15 protein-coding genes are annotated in these 21,115 nt (G+C 67.3%); 13 read left to right on the top strand and 2 right to left on the bottom strand.

From position 1 onward, the window contains the following. The 10 genes from U5809_RS18935 (at position 1) to U5809_RS18890 (ending at position 12,545) form a co-directional block, all read left to right on the top strand. Entirely contained in the window at positions 1–780 is a 780-nt protein-coding gene (locus tag U5809_RS18935; RefSeq protein ID WP_322087688.1) for a molecular chaperone, read from the top strand. Positions 781–985: 205 nt separating this feature from the next. Next, the gene (locus U5809_RS18930; protein WP_322087687.1) at positions 986–3,619 is read left to right on the top strand and encodes a fimbria/pilus outer membrane usher protein; all 2,634 of its coding nucleotides are present in this window, start codon (positions 986–988) and stop codon (positions 3,617–3,619) included. Between the two features lie 4 nt (positions 3,620–3,623). Beyond that, positions 3,624–4,427, top strand: a complete 804-nt coding sequence (locus tag U5809_RS18925; RefSeq protein ID WP_322087686.1) for a molecular chaperone — start codon at positions 3,624–3,626, stop codon at positions 4,425–4,427. A gap of 84 nt (positions 4,428–4,511) precedes the next feature. After that, a complete protein-coding gene (locus tag U5809_RS18920; protein WP_322087685.1) occupies positions 4,512–7,529 on the top strand; it encodes a filamentous hemagglutinin N-terminal domain-containing protein in 3,018 nt (1,005 codons plus the stop codon). Between the two features lie 53 nt (positions 7,530–7,582). Next, the gene (locus U5809_RS18915; RefSeq protein WP_322087684.1) at positions 7,583–8,764 is read left to right on the top strand and encodes a fimbrial protein; all 1,182 of its coding nucleotides are present in this window, start codon (positions 7,583–7,585) and stop codon (positions 8,762–8,764) included. Between the two features lie 39 nt (positions 8,765–8,803). Continuing rightward, the gene (locus tag U5809_RS18910) at positions 8,804–9,064 is read left to right on the top strand and encodes a hypothetical protein (RefSeq protein ID WP_322087683.1); all 261 of its coding nucleotides are present in this window, start codon (positions 8,804–8,806) and stop codon (positions 9,062–9,064) included. Positions 9,065–9,267: 203 nt separating this feature from the next. After that, a complete protein-coding gene (locus tag U5809_RS18905) occupies positions 9,268–9,960 on the top strand; it encodes an alpha/beta hydrolase (RefSeq protein ID WP_282507455.1) in 693 nt (230 codons plus the stop codon). A gap of 224 nt (positions 9,961–10,184) precedes the next feature. After that, positions 10,185–11,000, top strand: a complete 816-nt coding sequence (locus tag U5809_RS18900) for an ABC transporter substrate-binding protein (protein ID WP_282507456.1) — start codon at positions 10,185–10,187, stop codon at positions 10,998–11,000. Positions 11,001–11,094: 94 nt separating this feature from the next. Continuing rightward, positions 11,095–11,817: an amino acid ABC transporter permease gene (locus tag U5809_RS18895; RefSeq protein ID WP_322087682.1), complete on the top strand. Its 723-nt coding sequence runs from the start codon at positions 11,095–11,097 to the stop codon at positions 11,815–11,817. A 2-nt stretch (positions 11,818–11,819) separates the two neighbouring features. After that, on the top strand, positions 11,820–12,545 hold the full coding sequence (locus tag U5809_RS18890) for an amino acid ABC transporter permease (protein WP_322087681.1): 726 nt from the start codon (positions 11,820–11,822) through the stop codon (positions 12,543–12,545). Positions 12,546–12,573: 28 nt separating this feature from the next. Here the strand turns inward: U5809_RS18890 and U5809_RS18885 are convergent, their stop codons facing one another. Further along, entirely contained in the window at positions 12,574–13,839 is a 1,266-nt protein-coding gene (locus tag U5809_RS18885) for a M23 family metallopeptidase (protein ID WP_322087680.1), read from the bottom strand. A gap of 338 nt (positions 13,840–14,177) precedes the next feature. Continuing rightward, positions 14,178–14,825 (bottom strand): TetR family transcriptional regulator, encoded by a 648-nt coding sequence (locus tag U5809_RS18880; protein ID WP_322087679.1) that lies wholly within the window; start codon positions 14,823–14,825, stop codon positions 14,178–14,180. A 150-nt stretch (positions 14,826–14,975) separates the two neighbouring features. Between U5809_RS18880 and U5809_RS18875 the strand changes: the two genes are divergently transcribed. Genes U5809_RS18875 through U5809_RS18865 form a run of 3 tightly spaced genes read left to right on the top strand, consistent with a single transcriptional unit; the run spans position 14,976 to position 20,788 of the window. After that, positions 14,976–16,175: a MexX/AxyX family multidrug efflux RND transporter periplasmic adaptor subunit gene (locus U5809_RS18875; RefSeq protein ID WP_322087678.1), complete on the top strand. Its 1,200-nt coding sequence runs from the start codon at positions 14,976–14,978 to the stop codon at positions 16,173–16,175. Positions 16,176–16,190: 15 nt separating this feature from the next. Then, positions 16,191–19,328: a multidrug efflux RND transporter permease subunit gene (locus U5809_RS18870; protein ID WP_322087677.1), complete on the top strand. Its 3,138-nt coding sequence runs from the start codon at positions 16,191–16,193 to the stop codon at positions 19,326–19,328. Next, positions 19,325–20,788, top strand: a complete 1,464-nt coding sequence (locus U5809_RS18865; RefSeq protein ID WP_322087676.1) for an efflux transporter outer membrane subunit — start codon at positions 19,325–19,327, stop codon at positions 20,786–20,788. Before U5809_RS18870 ends, U5809_RS18865 begins: the two co-directional genes overlap by 4 nt. Positions 20,789–21,115: the final 327 nt, after the last annotated feature.

Raw genomic sequence — 21,115 nt, 5'->3', positions numbered from 1 at the left:
TTGCTGTCCAGGTTCCATGCCATGATCTTGTCATTTCGGACTATTAATTATGTAGTGACGTGTTGCGTCATGGCATGGGCTGCCTGCGCCGTGCCGGCGCAGGCGGCGCTTGTATTGAACGGCACGCGTGTGGTTTTCCCGGAACGCGAGCGCGACGTGACGGTACGCGTCGAAAACACGTCGGAGCAACCGGTGCTTGCGCAAAGTTGGGTCGACGATGGCCGTGTCGACGTGCCGCCCGAACAATTGCAGGTGCCGTTCATCGTTGCTCCGTCCCTGAAGCGCGTCGAGCCCGGCCGCAGTGCCGTGCTGCGCATCACGCACACGCCGGCATCGCTGCCCGGCGACCGCGAATCGATCTACTGGCTGAACGTACTCGAGGTGCCGGCCGGCCCGAAGGATGCCGGTAACCAGCTGCGCTTCGGATTCCGGACGCGCATCAAACTCTTCTTTCGACCGACGGCGATCGCCGACGGCGTGGATGCCGCACCCGATCAACTGGTCTGGAAAACGGCTGCGGCAGCGCCTGGCACGGGCGGCCGCGGGGTCGTGCTCGAGGTTGCCAACCCCACGCCGTATTACGTTTCGTTCGGCAAGGTGGAGAGCGATGCGGGTGGCACGTTCGTATCGGCAGGCGGCGGAATGGTCGCACCGTTTGACCGCGCGCAGTTTGTATTGCCGGGTGTTGCGGCATCGACGCGCAAGCCGGCAACCGTGCGGTACATGGTCATCGACGACTACGGCGGCCGCACCACGATAACGAAAAAACTGGCGGACTGAGCAGGACGTCCGGCCACACCGTGTCGAGGCACGATTCAACACGCCGTTTCACGGGTCGATACGACGACCAGTTGATTCGGCATGCGAAATAACGCAATTTCTCATGCAGAGCTTTTCGGTTATTCCTACCTTGCACGCCCCGGTACCAGCGTCTCGCCGCCGATCGCGATCGCGTCGGCGGGCAATCGCATCGGCACTGACGCCGGTGGCGGTCGCCGTCGCGAGCGCGGGCCTGCTCGTGGAGCGCGCGGCCGCGGCAACCGCAACGCTGGCGCACGACGATACAGGCCACGACACGCCGGTTGCGGCGGAACCGACATCGCAGGCTGGCGACACGGTCCGCTTCGACGAATCGATGCTGATGCACGGGGCCGGGGCGACACCGATCGACACGACGCCCTACGAGCGTCCGAACGTGCTGACGGAAGGGCAGCGTCGCGTGGATTTCGTCGTCAACGGGCAATGGCGCGGTGTGGAGGAGATCTCGTTCCGGCGCGCCGGCGACGGCCGCGTTCGGCCGTGCTACGACCGTGCGATGCTGCAGCGCGCGGGCGTCGATCTGGCGCGCAGCGAGCGCGGCCAGGATCGCGATGCGCGGCCTGAACCGATGCCCGACGGGCTGCTTTGCGAGCCGATCTCCCGCCATGTTCCCGGCGCCGAGCTGTCGTTCGATCAGGACGAACAGAAGCTGTATCTGGTCGTCCCCCAGTTCTACATGCGGCTCGCGAACCGGAGCACTTACGTCGACCCGTCGACCTGGACGAACGGCGTGCCGGCCGCACTCGTGAACTACAACGCGATGGCGTTTACGACGCGTGCTGGCGGCTACGAGTTCGCGCAGCTCTATACGGGGCTGACGATGGGGGCGAACGCCGGGCCGTTCCGGATTCGCCATACGGGCAATTTCACCTGGTCGCAGCGCGGTGTCGTGCGTTACCAGCGCGGCAACGTCTACGCACAGACGGATCTGCCTGCATGGCGGGCCCAGTTGCTCGTCGGGGAAAGCTCGACGAGCGGCGATCTGTTCGACGCCGTATCGTTTCGCGGCGTCCAGATCTCGAGTGACGACCGGATGCTGCCCGATACGCTGCGCTACTACGCGCCCGTCGTGCGCGGCGTTGCACAGTCCAACGCGCGCGTGACGATCCGCCAGCGCGGCTATCTCGTGCATGAAACGACGGTTGCACCGGGCCCGTTCGAGATCGACGACCTGCAGGCGATGAGTTACGGCGGCGACCTGAATGTGACGGTGACCGAAGCGAACGGCGATGCGCACAGCTTCATCGTGCCGTTCGCGACGACGGTTCAGCTGCTGCGGCCGGGGAGCACGCGATTCAGCGCGATGGCGGGCCGCGCGATCGATTTCGGTTCAGGTACCGGCGGCGGTGCGCAGTATGTCGGCCAGTTCACCGTGCAGCGGGGGATCAACAACCTGGTGACGGCATACGGCGGCGGCGCGTTCGCCGGGCGCTACCAGTCGGCGCTGATGGGCATCGCGTTCAATACGCCGATCGGCGGCATCGCGGCCGACGTCACGGTCGCGCGCACGCAGCCGGCCGGCGCCGAGCGGATGAACGGGTCCAGTATCCGTGTGTCGTACAGCAAGAATTTGCCGAACAGCGGCACGAACTTCTCGCTGCTCGCGTATCGCTATTCGACGAAAGGCTATCTCGGCCTGAGCGATGCGTTGCAACTGGCCGGCAGGGCCGCCCAAGGGCTGTCGGTCGACGCGTTTCCCCGGTTGCGCAATCGCGTCGATCTCAACATCAGCCAGCAGATCGGGCAGGCCGGCAACGTCTATCTGAACGGCTCGTCGCTCAGTTATTGGGCGGGACGCGGCCAGACGCTCAGCTTCACGCTCGGCTACAGCAAGCAGTGGCGCGACGTGACGCTGAGCGCGTCGGTCCAGCGGGTGCGCAACATGTCGGCCGGCATGTCGTCGTTCGGGCGCCCGGAAGGCAACACGCTCGCGAATGTAAGCGTGTCGATTCCGCTCGGCCAGCATGCGCGTCGCGCACCGACGTTCAACACGCTCGTCACGCACGACAGCAGCGCGGGCACGAGCGCAATGGCAGGCGTGTCCGGGCGCTTCGGCGAACAGGGCGACGGCTCGTACTCGCTGTCGGCGACCTACGACGGCAGCAACCGCGCGTCGTCGGGCAGTTTCGGCGTCGGCTACCGGACGCCGACGGCGTCGCTCGCGGGCAACTTCGGGATGGGCAGCGGCTACCAGCAGGCGTCGCTCAGTGCGTCGGGCGGGCTGGTGGTGCACCCGGGCGGCGTGACGCCCGGGCCGACGCTGGGCGAGACGGTCGGTGTCGTGCGCGCGCCGGATGCGCAAGGCGCGTCGGTCGGCAACTCGGATGCCAGGGTCAACCGGTTCGGCTACGCGATCATTCCGAGCCTCGTCCCTTATCAGCTCAACCGGATCGACATCGATCCGAAGGACGTGGCGGACGATGTCGAGATGACGACGGTCTCACGCAGCGTCGCGCCCCGCGCGGGCGCGGTCGTGATGCTTTCATACGATACGGTGAAGGCGCGCGCGCTGCTGATCGACGCGACAACCGAGGACGGCCGCCCGTTGCCGTTCGCCGCGCGCGCGCTCGATGCACGGACGGGCGCGCCGCTCGGGGCAGTCGGTCAGGGCAGTCGCCTGTTCGTGCGCAGCGCCGAGCATGACGGCCGAATCCGGGTCGAGTGGGGGCAGCGACAGGATCAGCAGTGCGCGATCGACTATTCGGTGCCGGCGGAGCAACGCGCGGGCACGGGCTATGTGACGCTCACTCGCGTGTGCCGTTCGCCCGCGTCGCTGCCGCCGCGAGCCGGGAGGCCGTAGTTCGATGCGCTTCGTTTTCCCCCGTTTCGTGTCGCTCGCGACCCGGCTGCCGTCCATGTCATGCAACGCGCACATTCTGCTCGGCGTGGTCCGGGCGGCGTTGCTCGCGGCCGCCGCGTCCGTGCCGGCCATTGTTTCCCTCCCCGCGTCGGCAGCGCTGTCGGTCGTCGGCACGCGCTTCATTTATTCCGGCGGTGCGCGTGCGCAGACCATTGCCGCCCGCAATCTCGGCAGCACGCCGATCCTCGTTCAGATATGGCTCGACGACGGCAACGCGAACGCGGATCCGGGCGGCCTTCGCGTGCCCTTCGTCGTCGCGCCGCCGCTTGCGCGGCTCGACCCGCAGCAGGCGCTGGCGGTACAGGTGCGCGCGATGGGCGACGAACTGGCAACGGATCGGGAATCCCGCTTCTGGATCAACCTGCTCGAAGTTCCGCCAGCCGGGCAGGCCGACAACATGCTGCGCATCGCGTACCGGTTGCGCATGAAGCTGCTGTACCGGCCGCGCGGCATCGACGGCGATCCGCGCGACGCACCGGATCGCCTGAGGTGGACGGTGTCGGACGCGGCGGCGCATCCCGTCCTCGTGTCGGTCAACCCGACGCCGTACTACGTGACGCTGACGCGGGTCGTCGTGCAAGGGCGGCCCATCGTGCTGGCCGGTGGCGCGGTCGACGTCGAGCCGTTCGGCCGCACCGAGATTCCGCTCGATGCGCCGTCCGGCCCACCGGCGAACGAAATCCTCTTTGACACGGTCGACGACGACGGCCGGTCGCGCGAGCACCGGGGGCGGCTCGACGCGCATTGATCGCCGACACCCCGGCAAACCGTGCAATACCCGTCCTGCCGGGGATATCGGCAGGGATTCAACTATTAACGAGGCAAATCGACAATGAACAAAACCTACGCTCTGGTGTGGAACAGCGGGCAGGGAGTGTGGCAGGTTGCGGGTGAACGCGTGCGTCGCCGCGGCAAGGCATCGACGCGCACCAGGAGGATGCTGGCCGTCGCATGCGTCGCCGGCGGTGCGATGAGCGCCGCGCATGCGTTGCCGGTCGGCGAGAACGTCGTGTCCGGGAGTGCCGACATCCAGCGTTACGACAACGGCCGGCAAATGTCGATCAACCAGCACAGCGACAAGCTGCTGACCGAATGGTCGTCGTTCAACGTCGATGCGGGGCAGCGCGTCAGGTTCAACCAGCCGTCCGCGTCGTCGATCGCGCTGAACCGGGTCGTGGGGCAGCAAGGCAGTACGATTCACGGCAGCATCGACGCGAACGGCCGCGTGTTTCTCGTCAACCCGAACGGGATCCTGTTCGGTGGCGGTTCGCAGGTCAACGTCGGCGGCCTCGTAGCCTCGACGCTCGACATCAAGAACGCCGATTTCGCCGCCGGGCACTACCGGTTTTCCGGCACGTCGATCGGCAACATACAGAACAGCGGCAACCTCGTCGCGGCCGAAGGCGGCGCCATTGCGTTGCTCGGCGCGCAGGTCGCGAACCGTGGCGTCGTCGAGGCGCAGATGGGCACCGTGGCGCTCGCCGCGGGCGACGCCGTCACGCTGAACTTCGACGGCAGCAAGCTGCTCAACCTGCAGGTCGACGAGCGTGCGGTCGACGCGCTGGTCAGTAACGAACGACTGCTCAAGGCCGATGGCGGACAGGTGCTGATGAGCGCGCGCACCGCCAATGCGCTGTTGCAGACGGTGGTGAACAACCAGGGCGCCATCGAGGCGCGCACGCTCAGGAACTCCGCCGGGCGGATCTCGCTGGACGGTCATGACGCAGGGACGGTCAACGTCGCCGGCACGCTTAACGCCAGCGCGACGACCCCCGGAATCGGCGGCACGATCGACACGCGCGGTGCGGACGTGAAGGTTGCGCTCGGCACGACGGTCGATACCCGTGCCACCAACGGACGCAACGGCGTCTGGCGAATCGCGTCGTCCGACCTGTCGGTCACGCCGGGTGCGAGCCGCCACGGGACGATCGTCGCCGATACGCTGTCACGCAATCTGGAGATGACGGATATCGAGCTCGTCGCCGAGCAGGGCAAGCTGTCGGTCGACGGCCCGGTGAACTGGGCAACCGGCAATCAGCTGACGCTGACGAGCCGGCAGGGTGATGTAGCCGTGAACGGCGCGTTGCGTGCAACGGGTGCGAACGCCGGCGTGGCCATCGACGCGGCACAAGGCACGCAGATAACCGCGCCGGTCTCGCTGACCGGCGCGAACGCCCGTTTCAAGCTCGATTACGGCGGTACGTACGCGCTCGGCAACGGCGCATCAGTCACGCTGTCCGGTGCGGGCGCAGGGTTCGAGTCGAACGGTTTTTTCCATACCGTGATCCAGAACCTCGCGCAGTTGCAGGCGATCAACGCGAACCTGGGCGGCCTGTACGTACTCGGCAACGACATCGTCAGCCGTTCCAACACCGCGTTCCAGACGATCGGCGCCGACACGCCGTTCTCCGGTGTGTTCGACGGCCTCGGTCATTCGGTCAGCCGGCTGTCGATTACGAGCGGCAGTCCCTACGCGGGTCTGTTCGGCCTCAATACAGGCCGCATCGCGAACCTCGTGCTGAAATCGTCGAGTGTCGGTGCGGCCGCGGGCCCGGGACCGGTCGCGATCGGTGCGGTGGCAGGCGAGAATCGCGGCGAGATCGCGAACGTCGTCGTGTCGGACAACACGCGGGTGCGGGCCGGGGCGCGCCGCAGCAACGTGCTCGGCGGCCTCGTTGGCATCAACCGCGGCAGCGTGGCGCAATCGTCGTTTACCGGCAAGGTGGAAGGCAACGGCATGACTGACGCTGCCGGCGGTCTCGTCGGCGAGCAGGCGTCGTTTGCCGGACATGCGGTGGCAACGATATCCGACGGCACGGCGAACGCCACCGTGTCGGGTGGCGCATCGAACATCGCATCGCTGGGCGGCCTCGTCGGCCTGAATCGTGGCGGCGTGATTCGCAACGGCACGAGCCTCGGCTCGACATCCGCCCATGGCTTGTCGGGCGTCAACGTCGGCGGCCTGGTCGGCGCGAACCTGGTCGACGGGGTCGTGCAGGGCAGCGCCTCCGGACGCACGACGGGCGGCACAGCCGGTACTGCGGGCGGTTTTGTCGGCTACAACACCGGCACGATCTCCGATTCGATTGCAAGCGGCGTGGTTGACGGCAAGTCCGCGCAAGCCATCGGCGGGTTCGTCGGGCTGAACCAGAATTCCGTGGTCAAGAGCAAGGCGCTGGGCGCTGTCACCAGCGCGTCGTCCGGCGCAACGGGCGGTTTTGTCGGCATCAACCTGGGCCGCGATGCGCTGATTGACGACGCACAGGCACACGGCACGGTATCGGGCGGGCAGGGCACCGTTGGCGGCTTCGTCGGCAGCCACATCGACGGGACGATCGCGCATTCGGTCGCGCGTGGCAAGACGACCGGCGGCAGCCACAGCAAGACGGGCGGCTTCGCCGGCTACAACGAGAGCGTACTGGCCGACAACGATGCGAGCGGCGACGTATCTGCCGGCATGTATGCGTCGGTGGGCGGTTTTGCAGGGACCAACGCAACGTCGGGCACGCTCGCGGTCGCATCGGCGACGGGCAACGTTCAGGGCAGCACGTCGAGCGTCGCCGGCGGGCTCGTCGGCGACAACCTCGGCGAGATCTTCGGCTCGTCGGCGTCGGGCACGGTCAGCGGCGGCCGCCAGGCAACGCTCGGTGGCCTGGTCGGGCTGAACGCGGGGCTGGTCGAGAGCTCGGCGGCAAGCGGTCGCGTCAACAACAGCACCTATTCGTCGTGGCGGCAGGTTTACGGGGGCCTCGTCGGCGTCAATCGCGGCACGTTCCGGTGGAGCCATGCGGTCGGTGCCGCCGCCCAGCACAAGATCGCGGGCGTCAACCTCGGTGTGATCGAGCAGTAAGGCATTCGGCGACGGGCGATGCGACGCCCGCCGCCGCTTCAACGGGAGACAGTATGACAACGATACTGCGGCGCGTTTGTCGATGGGCGCGCACGCCCGCGCGCTGGTTCAGGGCAGCCGTGTCCGTGTGCGCGGCGTGCGCATGCTATGTCAATGCGGCAACGGCGGGGACGCCGGCCGTCGATTGCACGTTCAGCAATGTCCGGGCGACGAGCTGGCGGCAGGTCACGCGCCTGACGAACAGCACACCGGTCGGCGCCGTGCTCTATCAGCGCATGGTGTCGCTCATCGTGACGTACAGGTACGGGCCTCCGGGGCCCAGCGCGTACGAGCTGGTGAGCGCCGGGCACTGGGAGGTGGGGACGGTCGTTCCCGACGGCCTCGCGCGCACGAACGTGGACGGCATCGCGTTGCGCTGGTCGGGTGTCGACAGCGACGGCGAATCGCGCAAGCTGGTGCAGAGCGTCTACCCGACCGCGGTTGCGAAGTGGGCAATCAATCGCGTGGAGGGGGGCGGGACGTCCGTCGGCGACAATATCATGGTCTATTTCGAGCAGCACCTCGTGCTGACCAAGGCGGCGACCTCGTTGCCGGAAGGCGAGATCGTCGTGAACGATCTGCTCGGGACGCCGCGGATCAGGTTGTACGCGTATACGTTGCCGGAAAACGCCGCTTCGCTCGGCAGCGACGTGATCTTAACCCCACCGCTTTCACCGAACATGTGCAGGCAGTCGATCACCTATACCGGCGTCGGCAATCTGACGATCGGCGGCGGTGGGGGTATTCCAGTGCCGAAGCAATGCGAAGTCGAGTCGAACATGATCGTTCCGGTCAATCTCGGCAGAGCGTCGCTCGGCCAGTTCCCGAGCCTGAACGCAACGTCGCAGCCGGTCGACTTCAACATCACGCTCAGCCGGTGCGCGGCGGCGGCGAAACCGACGATCAGCTTCCGCGACAAGGCCGTCCAGCCGAACGCCGACAAGACGCTGCTGCAACTCAGCGCGCCCGAAGGGCAGGCGACCGCCCGCGGCTTCAACATCGTGATGACGAACGGCCTGACTGGCGAGCGGATCAGCTACGATGAACCGGACAGCGCGAAACAGTATCCGATGAGGCGCGTCGGCGACACCGCCGTGATGCCGTTGAGCGCGCAGTACATCCGGACCGGCACCGACAGCGAACTCAGGGCCGGTTACGCGGGCGGCGCCGCGGAGTTTACGTTCACGTTTCCGTAACGGCCCCGTCACTGCGCGCATGCGGAGAAGGTGCGTGCAGTGGCTTTCATCGCACCAAGTGTGGAGAAAAGCACCTTTTGCCGGTTCGGATTCGCCACGCGCGCCGATGCACTGGCGGTTTCGCGACTTGCACGCTTCGCGATGTTCGTCGAGCCGGGCCGCCGCATTCCCCGGCCTCGCGTCGGGCTGCGGGATTCACGGCTCGACGCGGGAAGAACCCGCGTACGCGTGTCTCGGCATATCGATATCGAAATCGATTCGTTGTCCATCACGCGAGATTTCCGCACGCTAAAGGCGTAGTTCGTGCAACACCTCCTTGACTGGGATTCGCGCCCGCTGCGTGCAGCGGGCGTCTTTTTTTGTGCGCTGCACCGCATGCCGGCACCGGCGGGGTTGGTGGCGTGCGGCCGCTCGCCTATGCTGGTTGCTGCGTGTCCGCGCGTCGGTCCGGATCGGCCGGGCCGGTGACGGTTCGATGACATGCCACGTCAAGGAGAAACACGATGAGCAAACCCGCGATCGTGCTCGTGCACGGCTTCTGGGGCGGCGCCGCGCACTGGGCAAAAGTGATCGTCGAACTCGCGCGCAAAGGCCATACAGCGCTGCATGCGGTCGAAGTACCGCTGACGTCGCTCGCCGACGATGCCGAACGCACGCGCAAGATGGTTGCGCAGCTGGCCGGCCCCGTGCTGCTGGTCGGCCATTCGTACGGCGGCGCCGTGATCAGCGAGGCTGGCAACCTGCCGAATGTCGCGGGCCTCGTGTTCATCGCCGCGTTCGCGCCGGATGCCGGTGAAAGCCCCGGCGGGATCACGCAGGAACACCTGCCGGAGGCCGCGCCGAATCTCGCGCCCGACAGCGACGGCTATCTGTGGATCAAGCCGGACAAATTCCACGAGAGCTTCTGCCAGGATCTTTCGTCTGACGAAGCGCTGGTGATGGCCGTCACGCAGAAGGCGCCGGTGGCGAGCACGTTCGCGGACACCGTCAGCACGCCCGCATGGCGCTCGAAACCGTCGTGGTACCAGATCTCGAGCGAGGACCGGATGATTGCGCCGGAAAATCAGCAGCGGATGTCGGCGCGCATGGACGCGCGCAAGGTCATCACGCTCGATGCGAGCCATGCGTCGCTTGCGTCGAAACCGGTGGCCGTTGCCGCGTTGATCGACGAGGCCGCGACGGCGCTCGCCGGGTAACGCACGGGAAGCGGGGATGGCGGGAGGGGCGCGGCGCGATGCCGCGCCCGTGCCCCGCGCGGCTCATCACGAAACCCGCAGAGCAAAGCACCATTTGTTGGTTCGGATTCGCCGCACGCACTGATACGTTAGCGGCTTCGCGACGACACACTCTGTCGCGATGTTCTTCGAACCGGGCCGCCGCGCGATCCGCGGCGGCCTTCATAACAAATCAGGTCGTGCTCATGAAATTCCACACTCTCGCTACGTGGCTCGTCGGGGCCGCGCTTATTACCGCAGGCACCGTCGCGCATGCGGACCGACTCGACGATATCAAGAAGGCCGGTGTGCTGCGCGTCGCGACGTTCGACAGCAACCCGCCGTTCGGCTATGTCGACGCGAAGAACAACCACATCGTCGGCCTCGACGTCGACTATGCGAAGGCACTCGCCGACAAGCTCGGTGTGAAGCTGCAACTGCAGCCGACCAATCCTGCGAACCGCATTCCGTTCCTGACGTCCGGCAAGGTCGATCTCGTGCTCGCGAACTTCACGATCACCGACGAGCGTGCGAAGCAGGTCGACTTCAGCATTCCGTATTTCTCGTCGGGCCAGCAGTTTCTCTCGAAGAAGGGTGTGCTGAAATCGGCCGACCAGTTGAACGGCCTGCGCGTCGGCGCGGACAAGGGCACGACCAACGAGATCACGCTGCGCGAGAAATTCCCGAAGGCCACGATCGTCGCGTACGACGACACGCCGTTCGCGTTCGCCGCGCTGCGCGCCGGCAACGTGCAGGCGATCACGCAGGACGGCCCGAAGCTGATCGGCCTGCTCGCCAACGTGCCGGACAAGCAGAACTACGAGATCCCGGCGTTCACGATCTCGAACGACTACATGGGCGTTGGCGTGCCGAAGGGCGAGACGCGCCTGCTCGGCTTCGTCAACGACACGTTGAAGGGCCTCGAGGCGAACGGCCGCGCGACGCAGATCTACGATGCATGGTTCGGGCCGACGACGAAGACGCCGCTCACGCGCATCTTCCGGATCGGCGACAAGACCTGATCCACGTCGCACGCGCGCCGCGATCGGCCGGATCATCGGCCGCGCGGCGCATTTCGTTTTCTTCCGATCGCGCGCTTCGCGCCCGCAACACAGCATGCTCGGGTTGGCTCCCAAATATCTGTCCTGGCTCTGGCAGGGGTTCCTGCTGACGCTCGGTCTCGCGGCCGCGTCGGCCGTCGCCGCGACCGCCGGCGGGCTTCTGCTCGCGGTCATGCGTCACGCACGCGGCGCGGCGCCGCGCGCGGCCGCCGCCGCGTACGTCGTCACGTTCCGCAACACGCCACTGCTCGTGCAGTTGCTGTTCTGGTATTTCGGCGTTGCGTCGTTGCTGCCCGACACGTGGATCGCATGGCTGAATGCGCGCCATGCGTTGAACGCGGGCCCGTTCACGCTCGCCTGGCCGTCGTTCGAATTCGTCGCGGGCTGGGTCGGGCTGAGTGCGTATACGGCCGCGTTCGTCGCCGAGGAATGCGAAGCTGGCCTGCGCGGCGTGCGTCGGGCGCAGCATGACGCGGCGGCGGCGCTCGGCCTCACGCCGATGCAGTCGTTGCGTTACGTGGTGCTGCCGCAGGCCGTGCGCATCGCGCTGCCGCCGCTGTTCGGCCAGTACATGAACCTCGTGAAGAACTCGTCGCTCGCGATGGCGATCGGCGTGGCCGAACTATCGTATGCATCGAGGCAGGTCGAGACGGAAACGTTCAAGACGTTCGCCGCGTTCGGCGTCGCGACGTTGCTGTACGTCGCGGCCGTGGCCGCGATCGAGGCCGGTGCGTACGCGGCCACGCAATGGCGCGACCGGCTCGGTGCGGGGCGTTGACGATGGATCTTTCGCTGCTTCTCTCCAACCTCCCGTACCTGCTCGTTGGCGCGTTTCCGGAAGGCCCGCTCGGCGGCGCCGCGCTGTCGCTGCTGCTCGCGATCGCGTCGGCCGTCGCGTCGGCCGTGCTCGGCGTGGCGCTCGGAGTCGCGATGGCGCTCGCACGCGGGCCCGCGCGCGTGCTGCTGCTCGCGTTCATCGGCTTCTTCCGCGCGATTCCGGTGCTGATGCTGATCTTCTGGACGTATTTCCTGATGCCCGTGCTGCTGCACATGGACGTGCCGGGGCTCGCGACGGTCGTGTGCGCGCTCGCGCTGATCGGCGGTGCGTATCTCGCGCATGCGGTACATGCGGGTATCGTCGCGGCCGGCGACGGGCAATGGCAGGCCGGGCTGTCGCTCGGGCTCACGCGCTGGCAGACGGTGCGTTATGTGCTGCTGCCGCAGGCGATCCGGATCATGACACCGTCGTTCGTCAACCAGTGGGTCGCGCTGGTGAAGGACACGTCGCTCGCGTATATCGTCGGCGTGCCGGAGTTGTCGTTCGTCGCGACGCAGGTGAACAACCGGCTGATGGTGTATCCGGCGCCGATCTTCCTGTTCGTCGCGCTGATCTACCTGGTGCTGTGCACGTCGCTCGACGGCGCGGCACGCTGGCTGCTGTCGCGCCGCCCGCGCGCGGAGCGCGCCGCGCAGGCGACGGCGGAGTACACGGAACCCGCGCGGTAACGGTGTGCCGCACCCGGCGGCACCTGCATCACGACGCCGAGTAGTGCGTGTTGAAGACCGCGCGCAGCGTCGATGTGTCCGTGGCGAAATCACCCCACAGCGGCCCGTCGTTCTGCGCGAACGCGAACGGCGTCGTATTGATCGACGCGAGGCGGAAGCGCCATTGCGCGGCTTCCTGGCGGAACGCGGTGAGCTGCATGTCGGACAGCGCCGTCTGCGCATTGGCGAGCGTGACGAGCGGGTCGACCGGATCGTTCGCGACACGCACCTCGAAATGCAGGTGCGGGCCCGTCGCGGCGCCTGTCATTCCGACCGAGCCGATCCGCTGGCCCTGCTTGACGGTTTCGCCGACCTTGAGCCCGTGTGCGAACGCGGACAGGTGCGCGTAGTAGGTCGAGTAGCCATCCGCATGATCGACGATCACGTAGCGGCCATAGCCACCGGGATCGAACCCGGCGAACGACACGACGCCGTCGGCCGCCGCGTCGACGGGCGTGCCGCTCGGCGCGGCGAGATCGACGCCCGTATGGAACGCCATCGCCTGCGACAGCGGATGGATACGCTCGCCGAAGAACGAGCTGATGCGCGTCCACTTGACCGGCATCATGAAGGCAGCGGCTTCGAGCGGCGAGCCGTCGAGCGTGTAGTACGCGCCGTGGTCGGCGCCCGGCGCGCGGAACCAGATCGCGCCGAAGGTGCGACCGGCGACGCGCAGTTCGAGCGCGGTAAGGCGCGGCGTGCCGTCGTTCGTGTCGAATGCGACGCGGTAGTAGTCGCCGCGCTGTGCACTCGCGCGCATCGCGACCTTGCCAGTGACGAGATCGCCGAGCTGGATGCGTACTTCGGGCGGAACGTCGAGACGGTTCAGCGTATCGGACAGCGTGAGCTCGATGTCGCCCGCGCGCATCCCGTGCTGGTTCTCGGGCTGTGCGAACTGGAACAGGCTCGCATAGCCGAGCATGTCGTTGCGGTGCGCGCTGAGCGGCGCGAACAGGCCGGGCTGCGAGCTGCGGTCGTTGCGATCGGTGTGTTCGTTGCGCTCGCCGATCGTGCGCGCGAGTTCGCTCGTCACGAAATGCTGCGCGGTGGGAAACGGCGTGTCCGACAGCACGCGCTGCGGCAGCGCGGCCGTGCCGGAATCGACGGCGCCGGGCAGTTGCGATACGGCCGGCAGCGCGGCGGCGAGACCGAATGCGGCGAGGGCGCCGAGCACGGCGGCCGGTACGAGCGCGCGCGCGACGCGCTGCGCGCGACCGGGCGCGAAAGCATCAGGGGTAGCGGCAGACTTGACCAAGGTGTCCACATCCAGGAAAGCGGTTCAAAGGGGTGTGGGCAGGGGCCGCCGGCGGCTCATCCGTCGAACGGCGACGGGGCGGGTGGCGGGCGTGCAACAAAACAGGCCCCGCCAGGGGCCTGTGTCGTTTCCGTTCGACCCAACACACGGGGCGGGCCCGCTTCGAACGGCGGCGTGCATACCGGGTCGAACCCGGTTATCACGAAGACGCTAAAGAAAGATGACAGCGTCAGTCTACCGATGTTCCGCGAAACGTTAAAAATTTTAAAAGGGGTCAGCTCATTCGTTTCGCAGTGCGGTAAATCGGGTTAAATCAGCATTTATTACGATAAATTCCATCAGTCCGGCAATTTCTGCGCGCGGCCGCGCAATGCGGCGGACATGCGAACGGTGTCGAAACCGGCGTCGAGCATCGCTTCGGCGTCGTTCCACAGGTTGCCGCGCAGCCGGTTGGTCCAGATCATCGACGCGAACACGCCTTCGAGCAGCGACACGAGATAGACGGCGGCCAGGTGCACGTCGAGATCGGCGGCGAGTTCGCCGGCGCCAATCGCGCGGCGCAGCAGCGCCTTCGTGATCCGCAGCATCTGCAGTTCGAGCAGCATCCGGCGGCGTTGCAGCGCGCCGTTTTCCTCGCTTTGCTCGCATTTCGTATAGAGGATCACGAGCACGCGCTGCATCGGGCCCGGCTCGCCGCATTCCTGCAGGTAGTGCGACGCCGCGCGCCGCAGCGTGGCGAGCGGCGGCAGGCCGTCGCCCGCGTCGAAGCCTTCCGACGTGCGCGCGAAAGCGCGGTCGCACATCGCGAGACACACCTCCATCTTGTTGCGGTAGTGGCCGTAGACGGCGCCGCGCGACATCCCGGCAGCCTCGGCGAGGTCCGCCATCGCGGTTTGCGCGACGCCTTTCTCGAGCAGCACCAGTTCGGCGGCGTCGAGGATCCGGTGCTTGATGGCGAGCGATTCTTCCCGGGTCTTGCGGGCCATGGCGTTAAATTCCTTACAATTCGCTGTCGTTTTATTGAGACAGAGTGTCGGTCAGATTGAAACCGCATGTATTTAATCAGTCGTGACTGATTATAATCGGCCACCCTGAGCCGCCGCATTGTATCGGCGGCGAACGATCCGAGGTCACATATGAATAACAATCGCTCCCTGTTGCGCCACGGGCTGGCGCCGTTCGCGCTGGCGGCCGTATTGGCCGTGGCCGGATGTGGAAAGGGCGACAAGGACGCCGCGCCGGAGACCGCGAAGCAGGCCACCGTCGTGACGGTGCATCCGACGGCCGTCCCGATGACCGTCGAGCTGCCGGGCCGGCTCGACGCCTATCGGCAGGCGGAAGTGCGGGCGCGGGTCGCGGGCATCGTCACCGCGCGCACCTACGAGGAAGGCCAGGAGGTGAAGCAGGGCGCGGTGCTGTTCCGCATCGATCCCGCGCCGCTGAAGGCCGCACGCGATGCCGCGCAGGGCGCGCTCGCGAAGGCGCAGGCCGCCGCGCTTGCGGCGAGCGACAAGCGTCGCCGTTACGACGATCTCGTGCGCGACCGCGCAGTGAGCGAGCGCGACCATACCGAAGCCGTTGCGGCCGACACGCAGGCGAAGGCCGAGGTTGCATCGGCGAAGGCCGAGCTCGCGCGTGCGCAACTGCAACTCGACTATGCAACCGTCACCGCGCCGATCGCGGGCCGTGCGCGACGCGCGCTCGTGACCGAAGGCGCGCTCGTCGGGCAGGACCAGGCGACGCCGCTCACGACCGTCGAGCAGCTCGATCCGATCTACGTGAACTTCTCGCAACCGGCCGCCGACGTCGACGCATTGCGCCGCGCGGTAAAGAGCGGGCGCGCGACGGGCATCGCGCAGCACGACGTCGCGGTGACGCTGGTGCGTGCCGACGGCACCGCATATCCGTTGAAGGGCAAGCTGCTGTTCAGCGATCTCGCGGTCGATCCGACCACCGACACCGTTGCGATGCGCGCGCTGTTCCCGAACCCCGAACGCGAACTGTTGCCGGGCGCGTACGTGCGGATCGCGCTCGACACGGCGGTCGACCAGCGCGCGATCCTCGTGCCGCGCGACGCGCTGCTGCGCACGGCCGACCGCACGTCGGTGCGCGTGGTCGGCACGAACGGCAAGGTCAAGGACGTCGAGGTCACGGCCGACCAGATGAGCGGCCATGACTGGCGCATCACGCACGGCCTCGCGGGCGGCGAGCGCGTGATCGTCGACGACGCATCGCAGTTCGCGCCCGATACGGCCGTCAAGCCCGTCGAGAAGTCGCCGCCGTCGAAGGCGGCGCCGGCAGCGGCCGCTTCGCAGGCGGCCGCCCGTCAAACCTGACCGGTTCAAACCAACATGGCACGTTTCTTCATCGATCGCCCCGTCTTTGCGTGGGTGATCGCCATCTTCATCATGCTGGGCGGCATGTTCGCGATCCGCGCGCTGCCCGTTGCGCAGTACCCGGACATCGCACCGCCCGTCGTCAGCATCTATGCGACGTATCCGGGCGCATCCGCGCAGGTCGTCGAGGAATCGGTGACCGCGCTGATCGAGCGCGAGATGAACGGCGCACCGGGCCTGATGTACACGTCCGCGACGAGCAGTGCCGGCATGGCATCGCTGTACCTGACGTTCAAGCAGGGCGTGAACGCCGATCTCGCGGCCGTCGAAGTGCAGAACCGGCTGAAGACGGTCGACGCGCGCCTGCCCGAGCCCGTGCGCCGCGACGGCATCCAGGTCGAGAAGGCCGCCGACAACATCCAGCTCGTCGTGTCGCTGACGTCCGACGACGGCCGGATGACCGACGTGCAGCTCGGCGAATATGCGTCGGCGAACGTCGTGCAGGCGCTGCGCCGCGTCGAGGGCGTCGGCAAGGTGCAGTTCTGGGGCGCCGAATATGCGATGCGGATCTGGCCCGACCCGGTGAAGATGGCCGGGCACGGCCTCACCGCGTCGGACATCGCGTCGGCCGTGCGTGCGCACAACGCGCGCGTGACGATCGGCGACATCGGCCGCAGCGCGGTGCCGGACAGCGCGCCGATCGCGGCGACCGTGTTCGCCGACGCGCCGCTGAAGACGCCGGCCGATTTCGGCGCGATCGCACTGCGTGCACAGGCCGACGGGTCCGCGCTATTCCTGCGCGACGTCGCACGCATCGAATTCGGCGGCAACGACTACAACTATCCGTCGTACGTGAACGGCAAGGTCGCGACCGGCATGGGCATCAAGCTCGCGCCGGGCTCGAACGCGGTGTCCACCGAGAAGCGCGTGCGCGCGACGATGGACGAGCTGTCCGCGTACTTCCCGCCGGGCGTGAAGTACCAGATCCCGTACGAGACCTCGTCGTTCGTGCGCGTCTCGATGAACAAGGTCGTCACGACGCTGATCGAGGCCGGCGTGCTCGTGTTCCTCGTGATGTTCCTGTTCATGCAGAACCTGCGCGCGACGCTGATCCCGACGCTCGTCGTGCCGGTCGCGCTCGCGGGCACGTTCGGCGTGATGTATGCGGCCGGATTCTCGATCAACGTGCTGACGATGTTCGGGATGGTGCTCGCGATCGGCATCCTCGTCGACGATGCGATCGTCGTCGTCGAGAACGTCGAGCGGCTGATGGTCGAGGAAGGGCTCGGGCCTTACGACGCGACCGTCAAGGCGATGAAGCAGATCAGCGGCGCGATCATCGGGATCACGGTCGTGCTGACATCGGTGTTCGTGCCGATGGCGTTCTTCGGCGGCGCGGTGGGCAACATCTACCGGCAGTTCGCGCTGTCGCTCGCGGTGTCGATCGGTTTCTCGGCGTTCCTCGCGCTGTCGCTGACACCCGCGCTGTGCGCGACGCTGCTCAAGCCCGTGTCAGGCGACCATCACGAGAAGCGCGGCTTCTTCGGCTGGTTCAACCGCTTCGTCGCACGTGCGACGCAGCGCTATGCGACACGCGTCGGCGCGATGCTGAAGAAGCCGGTGCGCTGGCTCGTCGTATACAGTGCGCTGACCGCGGCCGCGGCGCTGATGCTCACGCAACTGCCGACCGCGTTCCTGCCGGACGAGGACCAGGGCAACTTCATGGTGATGGTGATCCGCCCGCAAGGCACGCCGCTCGCGGAAACGATGCAGAGCGTGCGCGAGGTCGAGTCGTATATCCGCAAGGACGAACCGGCTGCGTACACGTTCGCGCTCGGTGGTTTCAACCTGTACGGCGAAGGGCCGAACGGCGGGATGATCTTCGTCACGCTGAAGAACTGGAAGGACCGCAAGGCCGAGCGCGATCACGTGCAGTCGATCGTCGCGCGCGTCAACGAGCGCTTTACGGGCACGCCGAATACGACGGTGTTCGCGATGAACTCGCCGGCGCTGCCCGATCTCGGTTCGTCGAGCGGTTTCGACTTCCGGCTGCAGAACCGCGGCGGGCTCGACTACGCGACGTTCAGCGCCGCGCGCGAGCAACTGCTCGCGGCGGGCGGCAAGGACCGTGCGCTCACCGACCTGATGTTCGCGGGCACGCAGGACGCGCCGCAACTGAAGCTCGACATCGATCGCGCGAAGGCGTCCGCGCTCGGCGTGTCGATGGACGAGATCAATACGACGCTCGCGGTGATGTTCGGCTCCGACTATATCGGCGACTTCATGCACGGCACGCAGGTGCGGCGCGTGATGGTGCAGGCCGACGGGCTGCACCGGCTCGATCCGGACGACGTGAAGAAGCTGCGCGTGCGCAACGCGCGCGGCGAGATGGTGCCGCTCGCGGCGTTCACGACACTGCACTGGACGCTCGGGCCGCCGCAGCTCACGCGCTACAACGGCTATCCGTCGTTCACGATCAACGGTTCGGCCGCGGCAGGCCACAGCAGCGGTGAGGCGATGACCGCGATCGAGCGGATCGCCGCGAAGCTGCCGGCCGGCATCGGCTATTCGTGGTCGGGGCAATCGTTCGAGGAGCGGCTGTCGGGCGCGCAGGCGCCGATGCTGTTCGCGCTGTCGGTGCTCGTCGTGTTCCTTGCGCTCGCGGCGCTTTACGAGAGCTGGTCGATCCCGTTCGCGGTGATGCTGGTCGTCCCGCTCGGCGTGATCGGCGCAGTGCTCGGTGTCACGCTGCGGATGATGCCGAACGACATCTATTTCAAGGTGGGGCTGATCGCGACGATCGGGCTGTCCGCGAAGAACGCGATCCTGATCGTCGAAGTCGCGAAGGATCTCGTGGCGCAGCGCATGTCGCTCGTCGACGCCGCGCTCGAGGCCGCCCGGCTGCGGCTGCGGCCGATCGTGATGACGTCGCTCGCGTTCGGCGTCGGGGTGCTGCCGCTCGCGTTCGCGTCGGGCGCCGCATCCGGCGCGCAGATGGCGATCGGCACCGGCGTGCTCGGCGGCGTGATCACGGCGACCGTGCTCGCGGTGTTTCTCGTCCCGCTGTTTTTCGTGATCGTCGGCCGCTTGTTCGATGTCGGCCCGCGCCGGCGCGGCGCGGCGCGGCCGGCGACGATGGAGGGTTCGCAATGAAGTTTGCGCTGAATGCACGCGCCGCGCTGCGGGTTCAGCTCGCGCTGGCCGCCGCGCTCGCGCTCGCCGGGTGTTCGCTCGCGCCGCGCTATGAGCGGCCGGCGGCGCCGGTGCCGGCGACTTATACACCGGTCGACGGCAGCGCGGCACCGGCTGCCGAACCGGCCGCGGCGCAGGACGCCGCGTTGCTCGACGACTGGCACGCGTATTTCACCGATCCGGCGTTGCAGGCGTGGATCGACGCCGCGCTCGCGAACAACCGCGATCTGCGGATCGCGGCCGGCCGGCTCGACGAAGCGCGCGCGCTGTACGGCGTGCAGCGCGCGGAACTGATGCCGTCGGTCGACGCGAATCTCGGCTACGAGCGCGCACGGCAGTACGACCCGGTCGTGCGCGAAAGCGCGATCAGCGGGCTGTACCGCGCGGGCGTCGGCGTCAGTGCGTACGAGCTCGACCTGTTCGGCCGCGTGCGCAACCTGTCCGATGCGGCGCTCGCCGAGTATTTCGCGACGGCCGATGCACAGCGCACGGTTCGCATCGGCGTGATTGCCGAAGTGGCGGGCGCGTACGTGTCGGAACGCTCGCTGCACGAACAGCTTGCGCTCGCGCAGCGTACGCTCGACGCGCGCGAACGCATGGCCGCGCTCACGCAGCGCCGCTATGCGGCCGGCACGAGCGATGCGATCGAGCTGCGCTCGGCCGAGATGCTGGTGGCATCGGCGCGTGCGTCGCAGGCCGCACTGCAGCGCGAGCATGCGCAGGCCGTGCGGGCGCTGCAGCTGCTGGCGGGCGATTTCGCGCGTAACGCGCCTGGCGATGCGAGCGCGCTCGACACGCTGTCGATCGCACCGGTGGCGCCGGGCGCGCCGAGCGCGCTGCTCGAACGGCGGCCGGACATCCGGCAGGCCGAGGCGCGGCTCAAGGCCGCCAATGCGCAGATCGGCGCCGCACGCGCGGCGTTCTTTCCGCGCATTGCGTTGACGACCGACTACGGCTCGGTCAGCGATGCGTTCTCGAGCCTGTTCTCCGCCGGCACGAGCGTGTGGACGTTTGCGCCGCGCATCACGTTGCCGATCTTCGCGGGCGGCCGCAACCGCGCGAACCTCGACGTTGCGAACGCGCGAAAGCACATTGCGGTCGCCGAATACGAGAAGACGGTGCAGACCGCATTCCGCGAAGTGGCCGACGCGTTCGCCGCGCGCGACTGGATCGATCGCCAGCTCGCCGCGCAGCAGGACGTGTATTCGGCCGACGGCGCGCGGCTGAAGCTCGCGGAACGCCGTTATGCGGGTGGCGTCTCGACGTATCTCGAACTGCTCGACGCGCAGCGCAGCACGTACGAGTCTGGGCAGGAGCTGATCAGGCTCAAGCAGCTCAGGCTCGCGAATGCGATCGCGCTGTACCGTGCGCTCGGTGGCGGGTGGACGCCGGCATCGGCGGAGGCCGCGGCTTCCGCTTGAGGCGTGTGCCATCGCCCGACGCCGCTGCGTGTCGGGCGACCTGATGGCGGCCGTACGATCCGGCGTGCGGCCGCCGCTTCGATTGTCGTGCTGCCCGCCGTATCGCCGATCACCGTCGGCACTTCCTTTCGCTGTCCGGCGAACCATCCCGACGTTCTTCATCTCGCGGCAGGGCGGAGGCACACCTTCCGCGGAACCTGCATCCAGCGACCGATCGTACCGCTCATCGGCGCAAACGGTTGCGCTGCACCCTCGTCATTTCATCTCGTCGACCCAGGCCGGGAAATCGAATTCCGATGACCACGGATGCGTGCGATTTCCGATTCG

Source organism: Burkholderia sp. BCC1999 (assembly GCF_905339975.1).
Lineage (GTDB): Bacteria > Pseudomonadota > Gammaproteobacteria > Burkholderiales > Burkholderiaceae > Burkholderia.
Note: the sequence above shows the minus strand (reverse complement) of the source record. Positions and strands in the feature narration are given on the sequence as shown.

Excerpts from the sequence above, each read along its gene's own strand:
- U5809_RS18925 (WP_322087686.1), top strand. The coding sequence starts at position 3,624 with ATGCGCTTCGTTTTCCCCCGTTTCGTGTCGCTCGCGACCCGGCTGCCG.
- U5809_RS18920 (WP_322087685.1), top strand. The coding sequence starts at position 4,512 with ATGAACAAAACCTACGCTCTGGTGTGGAACAGCGGGCAGGGAGTGTGG.
- U5809_RS18915 (WP_322087684.1), top strand. The coding sequence starts at position 7,583 with ATGACAACGATACTGCGGCGCGTTTGTCGATGGGCGCGCACGCCCGCG.
- U5809_RS18905 (WP_282507455.1), top strand. The coding sequence starts at position 9,268 with ATGAGCAAACCCGCGATCGTGCTCGTGCACGGCTTCTGGGGCGGCGCC.
- U5809_RS18900 (WP_282507456.1), top strand. The coding sequence starts at position 10,185 with ATGAAATTCCACACTCTCGCTACGTGGCTCGTCGGGGCCGCGCTTATT.
- U5809_RS18895 (WP_322087682.1), top strand. The coding sequence starts at position 11,095 with ATGCTCGGGTTGGCTCCCAAATATCTGTCCTGGCTCTGGCAGGGGTTC.
- U5809_RS18890 (WP_322087681.1), top strand. The coding sequence starts at position 11,820 with ATGGATCTTTCGCTGCTTCTCTCCAACCTCCCGTACCTGCTCGTTGGC.
- U5809_RS18880 (WP_322087679.1), bottom strand. The coding sequence starts at position 14,825 with ATGGCCCGCAAGACCCGGGAAGAATCGCTCGCCATCAAGCACCGGATC.
- U5809_RS18875 (WP_322087678.1), top strand. The coding sequence starts at position 14,976 with ATGAATAACAATCGCTCCCTGTTGCGCCACGGGCTGGCGCCGTTCGCG.
- U5809_RS18870 (WP_322087677.1), top strand. The coding sequence starts at position 16,191 with ATGGCACGTTTCTTCATCGATCGCCCCGTCTTTGCGTGGGTGATCGCC.
- U5809_RS18865 (WP_322087676.1), top strand. The coding sequence starts at position 19,325 with ATGAAGTTTGCGCTGAATGCACGCGCCGCGCTGCGGGTTCAGCTCGCG.